The sequence below is a fragment of the Faunimonas sp. B44 genome (assembly GCF_052655945.1).
In genome coordinates, this window is sequence record NZ_JBQYEX010000001.1 from 407,901 (window position 1) to 425,759 (window position 17,859).

Annotated in this window: 16 protein-coding genes; 7 read left to right on the forward strand and 9 right to left on the reverse strand. The window is 69.1% G+C overall.

Annotated elements, in window-relative coordinates:
• Positions 1-33: 33 nt before the first annotated feature.
• A complete protein-coding gene (fdhF, locus tag ACUN0C_RS01900; RefSeq protein ID WP_445464617.1) occupies positions 34-2,811 on the forward strand; it encodes a formate dehydrogenase subunit alpha in 2,778 nt (925 codons plus the stop codon).
• A gap of 25 nt (positions 2,812-2,836) precedes the next feature.
• On the opposite strand, the gene ACUN0C_RS01905 is transcribed toward fdhF, so the two are convergent.
• On the reverse strand, positions 2,837-4,099 hold the full coding sequence (locus ACUN0C_RS01905) for an RNA polymerase sigma factor (RefSeq protein WP_445464618.1): 1,263 nt from the start codon (positions 4,097-4,099) through the stop codon (positions 2,837-2,839).
• Positions 4,100-4,168: 69 nt separating this feature from the next.
• Entirely contained in the window at positions 4,169-5,263 is a 1,095-nt protein-coding gene (locus ACUN0C_RS01910; protein WP_445464619.1) for a class I SAM-dependent methyltransferase, read from the reverse strand.
• 190 nt (positions 5,264-5,453) lie between these two features.
• On the opposite strand from ACUN0C_RS01910, the gene ACUN0C_RS01915 reads away from it, so the two are divergent.
• Complete coding sequence (locus ACUN0C_RS01915; RefSeq protein WP_445464620.1) at positions 5,454-6,500, forward strand: GlxA family transcriptional regulator; 1,047 nt, start codon at positions 5,454-5,456, stop codon at positions 6,498-6,500.
• 91 nt (positions 6,501-6,591) lie between these two features.
• Here the strand turns inward: ACUN0C_RS01915 and ACUN0C_RS01920 are convergent, their stop codons facing one another.
• Both ACUN0C_RS01920 and ACUN0C_RS01925 read right to left on the reverse strand, forming a co-directional pair.
• Positions 6,592-7,752 (reverse strand): acyl-CoA dehydrogenase family protein, encoded by a 1,161-nt coding sequence (locus ACUN0C_RS01920; RefSeq protein ID WP_445464621.1) that lies wholly within the window; start codon positions 7,750-7,752, stop codon positions 6,592-6,594.
• The gene (locus tag ACUN0C_RS01925; protein WP_445464622.1) at positions 7,749-8,690 is read right to left on the reverse strand and encodes an alpha/beta fold hydrolase; all 942 of its coding nucleotides are present in this window, start codon (positions 8,688-8,690) and stop codon (positions 7,749-7,751) included. The genes ACUN0C_RS01920 and ACUN0C_RS01925 overlap by 4 nt, the downstream gene beginning before the upstream one ends.
• A 134-nt stretch (positions 8,691-8,824) precedes the next feature.
• Between ACUN0C_RS01925 and ACUN0C_RS01930 the strand changes: the two genes are divergently transcribed.
• Positions 8,825-9,997 (forward strand): mandelate racemase/muconate lactonizing enzyme family protein, encoded by a 1,173-nt coding sequence (locus ACUN0C_RS01930; RefSeq protein ID WP_445464623.1) that lies wholly within the window; start codon positions 8,825-8,827, stop codon positions 9,995-9,997.
• 9 nt (positions 9,998-10,006) lie between these two features.
• Here the strand turns inward: ACUN0C_RS01930 and ACUN0C_RS01935 are convergent, their stop codons facing one another.
• Together ACUN0C_RS01935 and ACUN0C_RS01940 are read right to left on the reverse strand one after the other, a co-directional pair.
• Positions 10,007-10,759, reverse strand: coding sequence for a class I SAM-dependent DNA methyltransferase (locus tag ACUN0C_RS01935; RefSeq protein WP_445464624.1), 753 nt, complete (start codon positions 10,757-10,759; stop codon positions 10,007-10,009).
• 478 nt (positions 10,760-11,237) lie between these two features.
• Positions 11,238-11,984 carry a TerC family protein gene (locus ACUN0C_RS01940; RefSeq protein ID WP_445464860.1) on the reverse strand — a complete coding sequence of 249 codons (747 nt, stop codon included), beginning with the start codon at positions 11,982-11,984 and terminating at the stop codon, positions 11,238-11,240.
• A gap of 315 nt (positions 11,985-12,299) precedes the next feature.
• Between ACUN0C_RS01940 and ACUN0C_RS01945 the strand changes: the two genes are divergently transcribed.
• The 4 genes from ACUN0C_RS01945 (at position 12,300) to ACUN0C_RS01960 (ending at position 16,391) form a co-directional block, all read left to right on the forward strand.
• Entirely contained in the window at positions 12,300-12,839 is a 540-nt protein-coding gene (locus tag ACUN0C_RS01945) for a hypothetical protein (RefSeq protein ID WP_445464625.1), read from the forward strand.
• A gap of 160 nt (positions 12,840-12,999) precedes the next feature.
• On the forward strand, positions 13,000-13,311 hold the full coding sequence (locus ACUN0C_RS01950; protein WP_445464626.1) for a hypothetical protein: 312 nt from the start codon (positions 13,000-13,002) through the stop codon (positions 13,309-13,311).
• Positions 13,312-13,322: 11 nt separating this feature from the next.
• Positions 13,323-13,964 (forward strand): thermonuclease family protein, encoded by a 642-nt coding sequence (locus tag ACUN0C_RS01955; RefSeq protein WP_445464627.1) that lies wholly within the window; start codon positions 13,323-13,325, stop codon positions 13,962-13,964.
• A 141-nt stretch (positions 13,965-14,105) separates the two neighbouring features.
• The gene (locus ACUN0C_RS01960) at positions 14,106-16,391 is read left to right on the forward strand and encodes a putative bifunctional diguanylate cyclase/phosphodiesterase (RefSeq protein WP_445464628.1); all 2,286 of its coding nucleotides are present in this window, start codon (positions 14,106-14,108) and stop codon (positions 16,389-16,391) included.
• Positions 16,392-16,433: 42 nt separating this feature from the next.
• Here ACUN0C_RS01960 and ACUN0C_RS01965 read toward each other — a convergent pair whose 3' ends face one another.
• The 3 genes from ACUN0C_RS01965 to ACUN0C_RS01975 all read right to left on the reverse strand — a co-directional run bounded on the left by ACUN0C_RS01965 (position 16,434) and on the right by ACUN0C_RS01975 (position 17,847).
• On the reverse strand, positions 16,434-16,796 hold the full coding sequence (locus ACUN0C_RS01965; RefSeq protein ID WP_445464629.1) for a hypothetical protein: 363 nt from the start codon (positions 16,794-16,796) through the stop codon (positions 16,434-16,436).
• The gene (locus ACUN0C_RS01970; RefSeq protein ID WP_445464630.1) at positions 16,793-17,005 is read right to left on the reverse strand and encodes a hypothetical protein; all 213 of its coding nucleotides are present in this window, start codon (positions 17,003-17,005) and stop codon (positions 16,793-16,795) included. The genes ACUN0C_RS01965 and ACUN0C_RS01970 overlap by 4 nt, the downstream gene beginning before the upstream one ends.
• 128 nt (positions 17,006-17,133) lie before the next feature.
• The gene (locus ACUN0C_RS01975; RefSeq protein ID WP_445464631.1) at positions 17,134-17,847 is read right to left on the reverse strand and encodes a response regulator; all 714 of its coding nucleotides are present in this window, start codon (positions 17,845-17,847) and stop codon (positions 17,134-17,136) included.
• Positions 17,848-17,859 lie beyond the last annotated feature (12 nt).

Below are 17,859 nucleotides of genomic sequence, written 5' to 3' on the forward strand. Positions count from 1 at the left end.
CGGTCGGCCGTCAAAGACGAACGAGGGGTCCTAATGACCAACACGATCAAGTTCTTCCTGGACGGCGTCGAAGTCGAGGCGCAGCCGGGCGAGACCATCTGGCAGGTCGCCAACCGGAACGGCACGGAGATCCCGCACCTCTGCTATTCGCCGAAGCCCGGCTATCGGCCGGACGGCAATTGCCGCGCCTGCATGGTCGAGGTCGAGGGCGAGCGCGTGCTCGCCGCCTCCTGCATCCGCAAGCCCGCGCCGGGCATGAAGGTCAGCAGCGCCTCCGAGCGCGCGGAGAGCTCGCGCAAGCTCGTCTTCGAGCTTCTCGTCGCCGACCAGCCGGAGCGCGAGCGCGCGCACGATCCGGATTCCCGCTTCTGGACCTGGGCCGACCGGATCGAGGTCGACGAGAGCCGATTCCCGGCGGTCGCGCGAGCCAACAAGACCGCCGACTTCACGCATCCGGCGATGGCCGTGCAGCTCGACGCCTGCATCCATTGCACGCTCTGCGTCCGCGCCTGCCGCGAAGTTCAGGTGAACGACGTCATCGGGATGGCCTCGCGCGGCCATCTCGAGAAGATCGTGTTCGACTTCGACGACCCGATGGGCGGCTCCACCTGCGTCGCCTGCGGCGAATGCGTGCAGGCCTGCCCGACCGGCGCGCTCATGCCGGCCACCCAGGTCGACGCGGCCGGCGTCTTCACCAATGCGCCGGACCGGGAGGTCGCGAGCGTCTGCCCCTATTGCGGCGTCGGCTGCCAGCTCACCTACCAGATCAAGGAAGACCGCATCGTTGCGGTCGACGGCCGCGACGGCCCGTCGAACCGCAACCGGCTGTGCGTGAAGGGCCGCTTCGGCTTCGACTACGTCCACCATCCGGACCGGCTCACCGTCCCGCTCGTTCGTCGCGAGGGCATCTCCAAGCACGACGTCGACATCGACCCGCTCAACCCGTTCACGCATTTCCGCGAGGCGAGCTGGGAAGAGGCGCTCGACCTCGCCGCCGGCGGCCTGCGGAAGATCCGCGACGCGCGCGGCGGCAACGCGCTCGCCGGGTTCGGTTCCGCAAAGGGCTCCAACGAGGAGGCCTATCTCTTCCAGAAGCTCGTGCGCACCGGCTTCGGCACCAACAATGTCGACCATTGCACGCGGCTCTGCCACGCCTCTTCCGTCGCCGCGCTGATGGAAGGCGTCGGGTCGGGCGCAGTCTCCGCGCCGTTCATGGCTGCCGAGGATGCCGACGTGATCGTCGTGATCGGCGCCAACCCGACCGAGAACCACCCGGTCGCCGCGACCTTCTTCAAGAATGCGGTGAAGCGCGGCGCCCGGCTTGTGGTGATGGATCCGCGCGGCACGGTGATGATGCGGCACGCAACCGACATGCTGCAGTTCAAGCCGGGCCGCGACGTGGCCATGCTGAACGCGATGCTCCACACGATCATCGAGGAGGAGCTCTACGACCGCCAGTACGTCCAGGCGAACACGTTGGATTTCGAGGCGCTCGCGGAGAGCGTCCGCGATTTCCCGCCGGAGAAGATGGCGGAGATCTGCGGCATCCCGGCCGAGAAGCTGCGCGAGGTCGCCCGGCTCTACGCACGCGCCGAGGCCGCCATCATCTTCTGGGGCATGGGCGTCTCGCAGCACATCCACGGCACCGACAACGCCCGCTGCCTGATCGCGCTCTCGCTCGTCACCGGCCAGATCGGCCGTCCCGGCACGGGGCTCCACCCGCTCCGCGGCCAGAACAACGTGCAGGGCGCCTCCGATGCCGGCCTCATCCCGATGGTCTATCCGGACTACCAGTCCGTGGAGGACCCGAAGGTGCGCGCCTTCTACGAGGACCTCTGGGGCGCGCAGCTCAGCCCGACGCGCGGCCTGACCGTGGTCGAGATCATGGACGCGGTCCATGCCGGGCAGATCAGCGGCATGTACATCATGGGCGAGAACCCGGCGATGTCCGATCCCGACGTGACGCACGCCCGCGAGGCGCTCGCCAAGCTCGACCACCTCGTCGTGCAGGACATCTTCCTCACCGAGACGGCGAAATATGCCGACGTCGTGCTGCCGGCCTCGGCCTGGCCCGAGAAGGACGGCACCGTCACCAACACCAACCGCCAGGTCCAGATGGGCCGCAAGGCGCTGCCGCTGCCGGGCCAGGCCCGGCAGGATCTCGACCTCATCGTCGAGATCGCGAAGCGCCTCGGCCTGCCGTGGACCTATTCGCATCCGCGCGAGGTCTTCGCCGAGATGACGAAGGCCATGCCGTCGCTCGACAACATCACCTGGGAGCGCGTTGCGCGCGAAGATTCCGTCACCTACCCGGCCTTTTCGCCCGACGAGCCCGGCGCGGACATCGTGTTCACCGAAGGCTTCCCGACGCCGACCGGGCGCGCCCGGTTCGTCCCGGCCCAACTCGTTGCGCCCGCCGAGGAGCCGGATCCGGAGTACCCGATGGTGCTCACCACCGGCCGGCAGCTGGAGCACTGGCACACCGGCTCGATGACCCGACGGGCGAGCGTGCTCGACGATCTGGAGCCGGAGGCGGTCGCCTACCTCTCGGCCCGCGACATGGAGCGGTACGGCTTCCAGTCCGGCCAGCCGATCCGCGTGGCCACCCGGCGCGGCGCGATCGTTCTGAAGGCCCGCGTCGACGGCGCGATCCCGCCGGGGCTGGTCTTCATCCCCTTCGCCTATGCGGAGGCGGCGGCGAACGTGCTCACCAACCCGCAGCTCGACCCCTTCGGCAAGATTCCGGAGTTCAAGTACTGCGCGGCGAAGCTCGAGCACGTCTACGAGCGCGCGAAGGAGGCCGCCGAGTAGGGCGGCCTCGTCTCTCCTATCGGGCTCAGCCGTCGCAGGCCGCCGCGCGCTGGAGAAGGAAAGCCTTCTCGCGTGCGTTGCGGCTGAGCGCGGCGGCTTTCTCGAATTCCGCCTTCGCCTCCATGAGGCGGCCCGTGCGGAACAGGAAATCGCCCTTCGCCGCGGGGAGGGGAGCGTAGCGCGCAAGCGCCGGCTCCCGCTCGACCGCCGCCAGAAGCTCGAGGCCGGCATCCGGGCCGAAGGCCATGCTGTGCGCCACCGCCCGGTTGAGCTCGACGACCGGCGACGGCATCACCGTGACGAGCCGGTCGTAGAGCGACGCAATCCGGCGCCAGTCCGTCTCATCCGCATGGCGGGCCCTGGCATGGCATGCGGCGAGCGCGGCCTGGAGGGCATAGGGTCCGTCGGCCCCTCCGAGCGCCTCCGACCGGGCGAGCGCGGCGAGGCCGCGCCGGATGAGGAGCCGGTCCCAGCGGGTGCGGTCCTGCTCGGTGATCGGAACGAGCGAGCCGTCGGGCGCCGTCCGGGCGGCGAGCCGCGACGCCTGGATCTCGATGAGGGCAAGCAGCCCGAAGACCTCCGGATCGTCAGGCATCAGGCCGGCGAGGATGCGGCCGAGGCGCATCGCCTCGAAGCAGAGGGTCGGGCGGATCAGGTCGTCGCCCGCAGTCGCCGCATAGCCCTCGTTGAAGATCAGGTAGACGATCTCGAGCACCGAGGCGAGGCGCGCGGCGCGGTCGGCGCCGCGCGGCACCTCGAACGCAAGGCCGGCATCGCGGAGCGTCCGCTTGGCCCGCACGATGCGCTGGGCAATGGTCGCCCCGCTCGCCAGGAACGCGCGGGCGATCTCGTCGGTCGTCAGCCCGGCGACCAGGCGGAGCGTCAGCGCCGCGCGCGCTTCGCGCGAGAGGACCGGGTGGCAGGCGGCGAAGACGAGCCCGAGAAGCTCGTCGCCGAGATCGTCGTCGAGCGCGGCCTCGATCGCTTCGACGTCTGCGCTCGTCTCCGTCTCGATCGCCCGGCCGATCTCGGCATGCTTGGCGGCGCGCATTCTCTCGTGCCGGAAGCCGTCGATCGCCCGGCGCTTGGCTGCCGCCATCAGCCATGCGCCGGGATTGTCCGGAACGCCGGTTCGCGGCCATTCGGCGAGCGCGGTGACGAGGGTGTCCTGCGCGAGTTCCTCGGCGCGGTCCACGTCGCGCACGAAGCGGGCGAGGCCCCCGATGAGCCTCGCCCGTTCGATCCGGAACACCGTCTCGATCGCACGGTGGGTGTCGGTATCGGCCATCGCTCCTCAGAAGAGCCTCGGCGCGCAAAGGTCAACGCCGCCGTGCGCGGCCCCGTCTGCGTTTCCGGCTCAGAGCCGCGCCTCGAGCACCAGGTTGAAGGGCGTCTCGGCCGCCCGGCGGAAGCGCGTGAAGCCTGCCTTCCGAAAGACGTCCGCGAGCCGCGCTTCCCCGGCCTGCGCGCCGAGCACCAGATGGCCGCCTTCGGAGATGGCATGCGCGCAGCAGATCGTGGTGGAGGCGGAATAATAGAGCCGGGCAACCGGCGAGATGTTGTCCTCGACCCGGTCGTTCGCGAACGGCTCGACCAGCATCACCGTACCGTCAGGCGCGAGCGCCTGCGCCGCATGGCGGGCGGCCGAGAGCGGATCGCCCATGTCGTGCAGGCAGTCGAAGAAGCAGATCAGAGCGTAGCCCGTGCCCGGATAGTCGTCGGCGCGGGCCGTGGCGAACCGGGCGCGTTCCGCGACGCCCGCCGTGGCGGCGATTCGCTCCGCTTCCGCGATCGAGCCGGAATGCGTGTCGAAGCCGTAGAAGCGCGAGGCGGGGAAGGATTCCGCCATCAGCGTAGTGGAATGGCCATGGCCGCAGCCGATATCGGCGACCACCGCCCCCGCCTTCAGCTTCTCGACGACCCCTTCGAGCGCCGGCAGCCATTCCTGGACGAGGCTGCCGCGATAGGCGTTCCGGTAGAAGGCGGCGACGCCGCAGAAGAGGCGCCCGTCATGGTCGCCCCAAGCGATGCCTTTGCCTGTGCGGAACGCCTCGACCGCCTTCGTCTCGTCCGACCACATCGAGGCAACCGTCGACCAGCCGTTCGGGATGAAGGCCGGGCTGTCCTCGTCGGCCAGCACGAAGGCCTGCTCCGGTGTCAGCTCGTAGGTTCCGCTGATGGCGTGGAAGAGCACGTAGCCGCCGGCGACCTGCGCGTTGAGCCATTCGCGCACGTAGCGTTCCGCACATCCGGCGCGGCGCGCGATCTCGCGCGAACTGAGCGGGCCGGCCCCGGCCATGGCCTTGTAGAGGCCGAGGCGGTTGCCGAGGCTGATCATGACTCCGCCATAGCCGGCGGAAAGGTCGATGACGGCGCGTGTGACGCATTCGTCGATCTTCGCCGGGTCGAGCGGTGCGGGTTGGGGTTCCCGGGCGGCCTGAACGTTGTGCATGGCAATGTCTCCTCGTGCCCCGGTGCGGGGCGTGCGGACCATGGACGCTGCTCGGCTCGGGCGGCAGAGCGGTATCGGCCGGTATCGGTCCGATCGTGCCAATCGCATCGGAACCGGCGCTTGCGGCGGCGATCGGGCGTGGTGCCGCCGCCCTGCCGGTTCTATGCTGAGCCGACGCAAGAGAGCCGCCATGCATCCTCGAACCGAAACCGGATCGGCGCCGCTCCAGGTCAGCCTCCTGGCCATTCCGGAAGCCGCCATATCGACGCTCACCGGCGTGTTCGACGTGATGAACGCCTTCGCCATCGTGCCGCCGGAGGAAGGCGCGCCCTGGACGCCCCCGCCCTTTGCGGTGGAGATCGTGGGGCTCTCGGCCGGCCCGCTGGAGCTCGCGAGCGGGGTGCCGGTGACGGTGCAGCGAAGCGTGGCCGCGATCGAGGAGACCGACATCGTCATCGTGCCTTCCGTGATGATCGGGCCGGATGGATGGCAGAAGGCGCGCTATCCGGAGCTGGTCACGTGGCTGGAGGCGATGCACCGGCGCGGCGCGCTCCTCTGCTCGGCCTGTTCGGGCATCTTCCTGCTGGCGGAGACCGGGCTTTTCGACGGCATGCCCGCGACGGTGCATTTCGGCTATGCTCGCCTGTTCCAGGCCGCCTTCCCGGATGTCCCGATCTTCCCGGAGCGGGTCCTCGTCATTGCCGGCAGGCGGGAGGAGCTGATTACCTCGGGCGCCTCCATGACCTGGCACGATCTGGTGCTCTACCTGATCGCACGCCATGCGGGGGCAACGGCGGCGCAGACGGTAGCGCGCTACTTCGCGCTCCAATGGCACCAGGACGGCCTCGCCCCCTACATCGTCTTCGAAGGCCGCAGGGATCACGGCGACAGCGCGGTGGCGGCGGCGCAAGCCTGGATTGCCGAGCATTTCTCGGTCGCGAACCCGCTCGTCGAGATGGCGCGACGCGCCGACCTGCCGGAGCGCACGTTCAAGCGCAGGTTCGGGAGCGCGACCGGCCTCAGCCCGATCGCCTACGTCCAGCGCCTCAGGGTGGAGGACGCCAAGCGCCGGCTGGAGCGGACGGAGGCCTCGATCGACGAAATCAGCTGGCAGGTCGGCTACGAGGAGCCCGCCTTCTTCCGCCGCCTATTCAGGCGCGTGACCGGCCTGTCGCCGGGCGCCTACCGCCGCCGCTTCCGCATGCCCGATTTCGGGCAGGCGGGTCGAGGCGTGTAAACGCCCGCGGGCGATCGAACGCCACGCCGCGCCCCTTAGACGGCGTGCTTGGCGTCAATTTTGGCAGCCCCGATTTGGGGTGTACCGGGCCTCAATAGGAGCGCGGCAGCCCGAGGACGTGCTCGCCGAGAAAGGCGAGGATCAAGTTCGTGGAGATGGGCGCGACCTGGTAGAGCCGCGTCTCGCGGAACTTCCGCTCCACGTCGTACTCCTCCGCGAAGCCGAAGCCGCCATGCGTCTGCAGGCACATGTCGGCGGCAAACCAGGACGCTTCGGAGGCGAGGAGCTTCGCCATGTTCGCTTCCGGCCCGCAGGGCGTTCCCGCCTCGAACAAGGCCGCTGCCTTCTCCACCATCAGCTTCGCCGCCTCGCTCTGCGCATAGGCGCGCGCGATCGGGAACTGCACGCCCTGGTTCTGGCCGATCGGACGGCCGAAGACGACGCGCTCCTTCGCATAGTCCCGGGCCTTGCCGATGAACCAGCGTGCGTCGCCGATGCATTCGGCCGCGATCAGGATCCGTTCGGCGTTCATGCCGTCGAGGATGTAGCGGAAACCGCGGCCCTCCTCGCCGATCAGGCTGTCGGCGGGGATCTCGAGGTCCTCGAAGAAGACTTCCGTGGTGGCATGGTTCAGCATCGCCCGGATCGGCCGGATGGTGAGCCCGTTCCCCCGCGCCGTGCGCATGTCGACGAGGAACACCGAGAGCCCGTCGCTCTTGCGCTGCACCGCGTCCTTCGGCGTGGTGCGGGCGAGCAGCACCATCAGGTCCGAATGCTCGGCGCGCGAGGTCCAGATCTTCTGCCCGTTGACGACGTAGCGGTCGCCGCGCCGCTCGGCGAACGTGCGGATCGAGGTGGTGTCGGTGCCGGCGCCGGGTTCGGTCACGCCGAAGGCCTGCAGGCGTACGCGGCCGGCGGCGATCTCGGGCAGCCAGCGCTGCTTCTGCGCCTCGCTGCCGTTCCGGAGCACGGTGCCCATCGTGTACATCTGGGCATGGAGGGCGGCCGCATTGCCGCCGCTCGCGTGCACCTCCTCCAGGATCGTGGCCGCAGCCGACAGCCCCAACCCGCTGCCGCCATAAGCCTCCGGGATGAGAACCCCGAGGAACCCGGCCTCGGTCATCGCCTGCACGAACGCGGTCGGATAGGCGCGCTCGCGGTCGAGCTCGCGCCAGTAGGCGCCCGGGAAGCGCTCGCAGAGCGTCCGGACGGCCGCGCGGATCTGGCCGACCGTCTCGGCGTCGACGCTCATGCCGCCGCCGCCTCCGGTTCCTTGCCGGAAAAGAACGCGGCGAGCGCCGGCTCGATCAGATCCGGCCGCTGCTCCGCCGGATAATGCCCGGTCGGGACCGAAAAGCCGCGAAGATCGTCGCACCACTCCGCCCAGGCCTCCAGCGGCCGGTAGTGCCGGCCGACATGGCTGTTGTCTCCCCAGATCGCCAGGACCGGGCAGGCGATCTTCCGCTTGCCGTAATCGGCGCTGTCCATCGGGAAGTCGTGGTGGATGGTCGCCCGGTAGTCGTCGCAGACGGCGCGGATCTGGTCCGGCGTCGCGCAGCGGATGTATTCGGCCATCGCGCCTTCGGAGAAGATCGAGAGCCCGACGCCCTTCTTGTTCAGCTTGTAGCGCATGTAGAAATCGAGGTCTGAGGCGATCAGGTGCTCGGGGAACGGCGCCTTCTGGGCCATGAAGAGCCAGTGATAGGATTCGAGCGCCCAGCCGAGCGAGATGTGGGTCAGCACGTGGTGCGTCGGCACGATGTCGAGCGCCGCCATCCGCTCCACCACCTCCGGATGGTCGAGCGCCATGCGGAAGGCGACGCGCGCGCCGCGGTCGTGGCCCGCGACGGCGAAGCGGTGGAAGCCGAGCGCCCGCATCACCGCGACGTTGTCCTCCGCCATGGCGCGGAACGTGTAGGCCGAGCCGTCGTCGCCGGCCGGCGGCTTCCCGCTGTCGCCATAGCCGCGGAGATCGGTCGCCACCACCGTGAACCGCTCCGCGAGCTTCGGCGCCACCTTGTGCCAGGAGACGAGAGTGAGCGGATTGCCGTGGAGAAGGAGGAGCGGCGGCCCGCTGCCCGCGATTGCGACCTGGATCTCCGCGCCGGCGCCCTCCATGCGACGGAACCGGAAGCCCTCCATCAGGCGGGCGGCCTCGAGCGAGGGCGGGGCGGACGTCGCTTCAAGCATCGGATCCTCCATCTCGGCAGAGGTCTCCACCCGCAGCGGGCGCGCGTCAACCCGGCGGTGACCGACGCGGCTTGACCTCGCGGCGGCGCCGTCGCACTCACCCCGGTGAAGAAGCGCTCGAGCCGGAGAGAAAAATGGTCCGTATCGTAGAGATCCGCGAGGCGGTCGTGCCGATCGCCTCGCCGATCGCCAACGCCTACATCGATTTCTCCAAGATGACCGCGAGCGTCGTCGCCGTCGTCACCGACGTCGTCCGTGACGGCAAGCCCGTCGTCGGCTACGGCTTCAATTCCAACGGACGCTACGCCGCCTCGGGTCTCCTTAACGAGCGCTTCCTGCCGCGCCTGCGGGAGGCAAAGGCGGAGAGCCTCCTCGACGATTCCGGCGACAATCTCGACCCGCACCGCATCTGGGCGACCATGATGACGAACGAGAAGCCGGGCGGCCACGGCGAACGTTCCGTCGCCGTCGGCGTGGTCGACATGGCGGTCTGGGACGCGACCGCCAAGATCGCAGGCGTGCCGCTCTACAGGCTGCTCGCCGAGCGTCATGGCGGCGGGGCGCCGGACGAGAGCGTCTTCGTCTACGCCGCCGGCGGCTACTACCATCCGGGCAAGGACCTCTCCGCCCTCCAGGACGAGATGCGGAGTTACCGCGACCGCGGCTACCGTGTCGTGAAGATGAAGATCGGCGGCGCGCCGCTCGACGAAGACCTGCGCCGCATCGAAGCCGTTCTCGAGGTGGTCGGAGAGGGCCGGAACCTCGCCGTCGACGCCAATGGCCGCTTCGACCTGGAGACTGCGATCCGATACGCGGAGGCGATGAAGCCCTACGATCTCTTCTGGTACGAGGAGGCCGGCGACCCGCTCGACTATGCGCTGCAGGCCGAGCTCGCGAAGCACTATCCGGGGCCGATGGCGACGGGCGAGAACCTCTTCTCGCACCAGGACGCCCGCAACCTCGTGCGTTACGGCGGCATGCGGCCGGACCGCGACTGGCTGCAGTTCGACTGCGCGCTCTCCTATGGCCTCGTCGAGTATCTCCGCACGCTTGCGCTCCTCCCCGATTACGGTTTCTCCAGCCGCAACGTGATCCCGCATGGCGGGCACCAGCTTTCGCTCAACATCGCTGCCGGGCTGCATCTCGGCGGCAACGAATCCTATCCGGACGTCTTCGCACCCTTCGGCGGCTTCGCGGATGACACGCCGGTGGAGGATTCGCGCGTGCGCCTGCCCGACGCGCCGGGCATCGGCTTCGAGAAGAAGTCCGCGCTGATCAGGACGATGCGGGAGGCGACGGCGACCTGACGAGGGGCCTCAGCCTCGCGCAGCCCGGCGCGCGAGGCAGATCTGGTTCAGGCTGTCTGCGCCGAGGGGACGCCTGGCGAAGTCGCCGTAGCGCGCCGCAAGCCGAAGCCCAGCCGCCTGCAGCAGCAGTTCGAGCTCCTGCGGGAAGATCTGCCTGAGTGCGAGCGGCGCCAGCGCCTTTCCGCGGCCTGCGCCGGCGCCGATGCGCCAGCGCGCGGTCCGCACCTGGCGAACCGGGTCGTAATGGGCCTCCTCCTCGATCGGGATCCCGGAGGAGGGGTTGATACCGAGGTCGAGGCGGACGGTCCTGCCGTCGCAGGCCGCCAGCGCGCTCGGCCGGGGATGGACGATGTCGAAGGCGAGGACACCGTCCTCCGCCAGGTGCTCGCGGATCACCGACAGGCAGGAGACGAGCGCGTCGTTGCGCTCCAGGTGGGCGAGCGAATTGCAGGTGACGAGCACGAGCCGGAAGCGCCGTTCGAGCGAGAAAGACCGCATGTCGCCTTTGCGCAAGAGGACGCTCACGCCCTCCGCACCCGCCTTCGCCCGTGCGGCGCCCAGCATGGACGGGGATGCGTCGAGGCCGGTGACGTCGTGGCCGTCGCGCGCGAGCGGGATGGTTAGGCGCCCGGTCCCGCAGGCAAGCTCCAGGACGGGTCCGCCCGTCTCGGCGGCAACGCCACGGTAGAACGCCTCGCACGGCCCGGGGCGCACCACCTCGTCGTAGAGATGCGGATCGTCGTAGATGGTCTGCGGTCGCATCCGGGCTTGGTGCCAGCGATCCAGTGCTGGTTCAACCGGTTGCGGCCTCGGCCGGTCTTTGCGCCCGCAGGAGCTACTTGCGCCCTTGCTGCGCCTTTCGGCACATCGGGCCCGGACCTCGCATGTAGTGCTGTTCGGGACGGTACTCGGAAACCAGCCGGTTGCGGATGGTTCTGAACCCGGCACGGAGGGAACGGGCAATCCGGGCGAGCATCTTCAGCGCTCCTGCCGCTTGGTGTGGTCCAACGATCTTCGCGTACATGATACGATATGACGATCATATTGCGTTATTGTTTCATCCAGGCGCAAAAAAGGCTTCGTAAGCCTGCAGGCGGGTTACAACGGCGATGCCGCCGGCATGCCACATCGAAGGTTGTTGGCCGTCCATCCCGGGGCCGCTGACGGATACCCACGGTCCAGCAGCGAAGATCGGCGGGCCGTCGAGGGACGCCGCGTGAGGCGGCCCGGTCGGCGGCGGTCAGCGCGCGCTCGCCCTGGCCGGGCTCTTCCGGCGCTTCGCCCGTCTCGCGAGCATATTGAGCAGCTCCACGAAGGCGGAGAAGGCCATGGCGGCGTAGATGTAGCCCTTCGGCATGTGGGCCCCGAAGCCTTCCGCCACGAGCGTGGTGCCGATGAGGAGCAGGAAGCCCAGCGCCAGCATGACGATCGTCGGATTGCTCTGGATGAAGTTCGCGAGCGGGTCGGCGGCGAGGAGCATCACGGTCACCGCCACGACGACCGCGATCACCATGATCGGGATGTGCTCGGTCATGCCGACAGCCGTGATGATGCTGTCGATGGAGAAGACGAGGTCGAGGAGGAGGATCTGCCCGATCGCCGCAGCGAAGCCGATCGTCGCGTCCTTCTTCTCGAACAGGTCGTCGCCCGGGTCGGGGTCGACGTTGTGATGGATCTCCTTGGTGGCCTTCCAGACCAGGAACAGGCCGCCGGCGATCAGGATGAGGTCGCGCCAGGAGAAGCCGTGATCGAACAGCGTGAAGATCGGCGTGGTGAGCTGCACGATGAAGGCGATGGTGCCGAGGAGCGCGAGACGCAGGATCAGCGCCATGCCGATGCCGATGCGGCGCCCCCGGGAGCGCTGGTGCTCGGGGAGCTTGTTCGTCAGGATCGAGATGAAGATGAGGTTGTCGATGCCGAGCACCACCTCCATGGCGATCAGGGTCGCGAGCGCCGCCCATGCTGCGGGCTGGGCGGCGAGTTCCATCAGGTAGTCCACCCGGCGCACTCCTTCGTCTTTCGGCCGGACTCCTGGCCGGCCGCGGCAGCGCCGACCAAACGGCCGACCGAGGCGCCGCACGAACGGCCGCGATGGCCTGGTTCCGTTGCGATCCCCGAGGCCTGAAATGCACTTGGCCGGCTGCGGGTTCAATGCTGCCCTTCGACGGTGCGCCGCATCGGATCCGGGAACCGGCTGCTTACCCTTCGAGGCGAAGACCCGCCCCCGCGCGGCGCTTGAGGGAACGGAATGGGCGCCCGGCGCGTCGAGAGCTGAAGTCGGTGTCACGAAGAGGATGATCCCGTGAAGCGCGCGCTCTCGGTGCTTGTTCTGGCAATCCCCGCCCTCGGGGTCGCTCCCGCCCTGTCGCAAACGGCTCCCGCCCCGCAGCAGCAGGTGCAGGAGGGCCAGTTGCAGCAACCCGCTTCGGGAGACGGCAACGCCTCCGGCGGGGCTTCCCCGAGCTTCCGGGCCGTGGTCGAGCCTGCGCCCGCGGGCGACGCGGACCGCAGCGCCGCCGGCACGACGCCTGCCGTAGAGCCAAGCTCTGCGGTCGGCACCGCCGGAGCGGCGACGGAGCCGTCCCCGGATTCAACCCCGTCTTCTTCCGTCCAGAGGATCGAAGGCGGGGGAGAGGACGTCGCGCCCGGCACGCCGGTGCCCGCCGGCGGGCTCTTCCTCGATGAGGATGCGGGCGAGGCCCGCGACGAGGCATCCGACGCCGAGGCGGCAAACACCGCCGACGGGGAGCCCGGCGCTCCGCCGGTGACCGTTATCGACACTCCGATTCCCGGTTCGCCACCGGACGGCACGACCCTTCCGGCGGCCAGGCCGTCACGGTGACGGCCGAAGCGGGTTCTCGGCTGCACAGGCGCTCGGGAACCGGTATCGTGGCGCAGGATTGATGCGCCAAGTGCTTCTTCACAGTGTTACGGGACCGGAGGCTCGCATGAGAAGGGCTCCCGCCGGAGTTCCGGCAAAGCGCGGCAGCTGGCATAAGGCCGTGCGCCATACCGTCCTGCTCGTGCTCGCCGTCGCGGCGGGTCTGGTCCTCGAGGCCGGGCGCCCGGCCGGGGCGCAGCCGCTGGCGGTTCGTCCCGTGGATGCCTGCTACGGCCGGGCTCTCACGGACCGGATCGTCCAGGGCTGCGCATCGCCCGCCTGCGCATTGCAATGCGCGCGGTGGCAGGTCGGTGTCATGACGTCCGAATCCGGTTTCGACCTGTGCGTCTCCGCCTGCCGCAAGGCAGAAGCCTCGGCACGGCTCCGGAGCGTCGCCCCCGTGGCTGCACCCGTGCTCGTGACGAAGCCCTAGGAGCCGGCACGATGCGGCTCGCGCTCGGGCTTGCTGCCGTCGCACTCACGCTCGTCCTGGCGAGCGTATTCCTTGCCGGCCCGACGCGCGATCCGGATCGGACGGCCCCCTCCGAACCGGCATGGCGGCAGGCAGCCCGTCTCGACGCACCCCGCGAACCGAGCGGCGCGGAGGTCCGGAACGTCACACCTGCAGGGGTCACGGCGCCGCCGGCGACGAAGGGTCCGCTCTCGCGCGTGGAGGCGCCGAAACCGGCGCCCAAGGCGGCCGCGGCGCCGAAACCGAAGCGCTACTTCAACCCGGTCGTGGAGGCCGTGGGGCTGCTGACGACCACCGACGGCGCGATCCGTCTCGCCGGAATCGAAGCGCCATCGCTCGACCTCGAATGCGGGGAGGGCAATGCCGCATGGCCTTGCGGGCGGATGGCGCGCACCGCGCTGCGGCAGTTCATCCGCGGGCGGGCCATCGAATGTGCGCCGGCGGATTCCGAGTCCGGCGATATCCCGGAGCGCCGCTGCACGGTGGGTGGCGCGGACATTGCGGCCTGGCTCGTGGAGCACGGCTGGGCGACGGCCAAGGCCGACCAATACGGGCCGGCCGGCGAGCAGGCACGCTCCGACGGGCGCGGCCTCTGGCAGGCGTCGCTCGACTGAGGCCGCTAGGGCTTCCATGCGTCCGGCCAGACCGGTCGGCCCACCGACGCGACCGCGCGCCTCATCCGTTCCGCGGACCTGGCGGGGAGTTCTTAACCAGCGTCGCGGTAGAAGCCTGCACAGAAAGGACAGCGCGCCGTGATGTCGACCCTCCGGGATTTCGAGCGGGACAGCCGCTTCATCTCCCACGTGGCCGTACCCGTGGGCCTCGCCGCCTTCGCGATCGTCGCGATCGTGGCTGCGCTGCTCGTCTGGTCGACGGCGCAGTCCGACAGGCTGTCCGCCGAACGCCAGCAACGTCTGGTCGAGCTGGTCTTCAGCCAGAGCACCGACAAGGTCGCCTACGACCAGGAAAGCGCGACCGTCTGGGACGAATCGGTCGAGAACGTACGCGCGGCGGATCGCGATCTCGAATGGCTGGACGGGAACCTCGGGATCTGGATGCACGACTATTTCGGCATCGACCGGGTCTACATTCTCGACCCCGACGACCGGCCGATCTACGAAATGCGCGACGGCGCGCGCGGCGATCCGGCCGGCTTCGCGCGAACGGCGGATGCGGTGCTTCCGTTCGTCACCGCCCTCAGAAGCCGCATGGCGGCGCCGGATGCCGCCGGGGATGACGGCAAGTTCCAGAGCCCCGGCATTTCCGATTTCGCGCTTGTCGAGGGGCGCCCCGCAATCGTCAGCGCCAAGCCGATCGTGTCCGACACCGGGCGGATCGAGCAGGAGCCCGGATCGGAGTTCGTCCACGTCGCGATCCGTTTCCTCGACGGCAGCTTCGTCCGGACCATCGGGGAGCAGTACATGTTCGAGGCCGCGCGGGTCACGCGCGAGCCGCAGGCGGATCGGCAGGAGCTGGTTCACCCGCTCGTGTCGCGCGCAGGGGAACCGGTCGCCCATTTCATATGGCGTCCCTATCGGCCGGGGAGCCACGTCTTCGGCCTGGTGGCACCGGCCTTCGCGGCTGCTCTCCTCGTGGCGGCCGGTATCGTCGCGCTGCTCGTGAAGCGGCTCCGCCAGCGCTCGCGCGAGCTGGAGACGAGCGAAGCCCGCGCCATGCACCTCGCGTCCCATGACGCGCTCACGGGCTTGCCCAACCGGGCGCTCTTCAACGAGCGCCTCGACCGGGCGCTGATGGATCTTCGGCGCACCGGCCGGCCGGTCGCGCTGCTCTATCTCGACCTCGACCGGTTCAAGCAGGTGAACGACACGCTGGGCCATCCTGCCGGCGACGAACTGATCCGGGAACTCGGGCGGCGCATTTCCGTGATCGTGCGCAACAACGACACCGTCGCCCGTCTCGGAGGGGACGAGTTCGCCATCATCCAGGCGGAGGCGGCCGATGCCGGAGAGGCGGAGGCGCTGTGCAGCCGGATCATCGAAGCCGTCCGGCAGCCGTTCGAACTGTCCGGGGCCCGCGCCTATGTCGGCATCAGCATCGGCGTCGCTCGGGCGCCGATGAACGGCACCGATCGGGACGACCTGACCCGGAAGGCGGATATCGCGCTCTACCAGGCCAAGGCGACCGGCCGCTGTCGGTATGTGATCTTCGGCGACGAGATGGATGCGACCATCCAGCACCGGCGCAAGCTCGAGGAGGAACTGCGCGTCGCACTCGCGGAAGGCGATCAGCTTCAGGTCTGCTACCAGCCGCTCTATTCGGCCCGGGACGGGAGCATCAGGGCAGTGGAGGCGCTGGTGCGCTGGCACCATCCGAGGCTCGGCATGCTGCAGCCGGAATCGTTCGTGCCGATTGCCGAGGAGGCGGGGCTCTCCGAGCCTCTCGGCGATTGGGTCCTGTGGGAAGCCTGCCGCACCGCCAGCCGATGGCCGATCGAGACGCTCACCGCCAACATTTCCATCACCCAATTGCGCAATCCGGAATTCCCGCGCCGCGTCGCGCGCATCCTGGCGCGCGCAGGGTTTCCCGCACATCGCCTCGAACTCGAGATCCCCGAAGCGTCCCTCCTGCGCGACCCCGAGCAGAACGAAGCCACGATCAAGGCCTTGCGCGACCTCGGCGTGCGGATCGCACTCGACCATTTCGGCACCGGCTATTCGTCCCTCGCCCTGCTGCGGCGGTTCGACATCAGCCGGGTCAAGATCGACCGGAAGTTCGTCGACGGAATCGCAAAGTCGGCGAGCGGACCCGCTCTCATCCAGGCGATCGTCGACCTCGCCCAGGCGACCGGCATGAAGACGACGGCGGAAGGCGTCGAGACTGTCGAGCAGCAGACCTTCCTGACCGGGATCGGATGCGACACCCTGCAGGGCCTGCTGTTGTCCCGCCCGGTGGCGAGCGCCGCTCTGGAGGAGCTTTTCGACGGCGAGGCGCCGCTCGGGGCCGGAGACACCGAGAAGAGGAAGCGCGCGCCGAGCCGTCCCGACAAGGCACCGCCTGGGGCCCGCCCGAAGCCGGCATGAGTCTTCGCTGCGGAGCAGCCCGGGCCGCTTCTGCGTGGCCGCTCAGATGATCACGGCCCAGAGCGCCCAGGCTACCGTGGCGGCCCTGGCGAGTTCGGCCCAGATCTTGCGGCCGCGATAGGCAGCCGCACTGCGGAACACGCCGACCGTCACCACCAGGAAGTAGGCCGCAGGTATCAGGAAGAGCGCGACTGCGACCGGCCCGGGCGCCCGCTCGGAATAGCTGATCAAGGCCGCGCCGGTCGCGACGACGTTGACGAGCAGGCCGTAGACGATCGCGTATTCCCAAAACGTGACGCGCAGCGGCAATCGGCCGAACCACAGATCCTTCACATGGGCCGCCAGACCTCTGAGGCGCAGGATCCGCTTGCCGCCGGCGCGAACCGCCTGCGGAGCATGCGTCAAAGGAGCGTCCGCAGGGAGGCGACGAGAAGGGTTGCAGCCAGCGCCGAACCGAGAATGAGCAAAGCGGTCCCGAACACGGGGTCCCGATAGAATCGGCGGCCGTTGTCGTTCGCGGCATAGGGGCGGAAGCGGCCCACGATGATCGCGACGCCCTTCAGGCCGTAGGCGCCTTCCCCTCCGTCTGCGCGTCGCCTTAGCTGCAGGACCATTTCTCGCCACCGCCCTCTGATGGATGAGGAGCATACTCCAGCCCGCATGGTTAACGGTAGAGCCCTCGGGTGGCAAGCTTGTCGGAGCGGTGGAAAATCCGCAGGCTGTTCCCGCAATCCTTCCTTTTCTACTTCGGTTCCGGCGAGAACACGTAGCCTGCACCCCGGACGGTCCGGATGACGGTCGGGTGGGCGGGGTCCGGTTCGATCTTGCGCCTGATTCGGGTGATTCGGACGTCTATGGCCCGGTCGAAGGCTTCAGCATCGCGCGCCTGGGCGAGGTCGAGGAGCCGCTCGCGCGAAAGCACGCGGCGCGGGTTCTCCGCGAATGCCTTCAGCAGGCTGAACTCGGACGTCGTGAGCGGGTGCTCCGTTCCGTCCTCCTCGCGCAGGATGCGCTGCTCGAGGTCCAGCCACTTGGTGCCGACCTTGATCTCGCTGCGCGGTTCCGGCGAGGGCATGGCCGTCCGGCTCGCGCTCCGGCGCAACACCGACCGGACGCGGGCGAGGAGCTCGCGCATCTCGCACGGCTTGGCGAGGTAGTCGTCGGCGCCGAGCTCCAGTCCGACCACCCGGTCGATCGGGCTTGCCGTCGCCGTCAGCATGATGACCGGCAGGTCGCCGCTTGCCCGGATATGACGGATCAGGGAAAGCCCGTCTTCCTCCGGCATGTTCAGGTCGAGGATGACGAGGCGCGGCCGGGTTTCGCCGAGCAGCCGCCGCAAGGCCCGGCCGTCCTCGCAGAGCGCCACCGGAAATCCGTGCAGCTTCAGATAGTCGCCGATCATTTCCCGAGCGGCGGGCTCGTCGTCGACGACAGCGATCGGATCCGTTTCGCTCAATGCTTCGTCTCC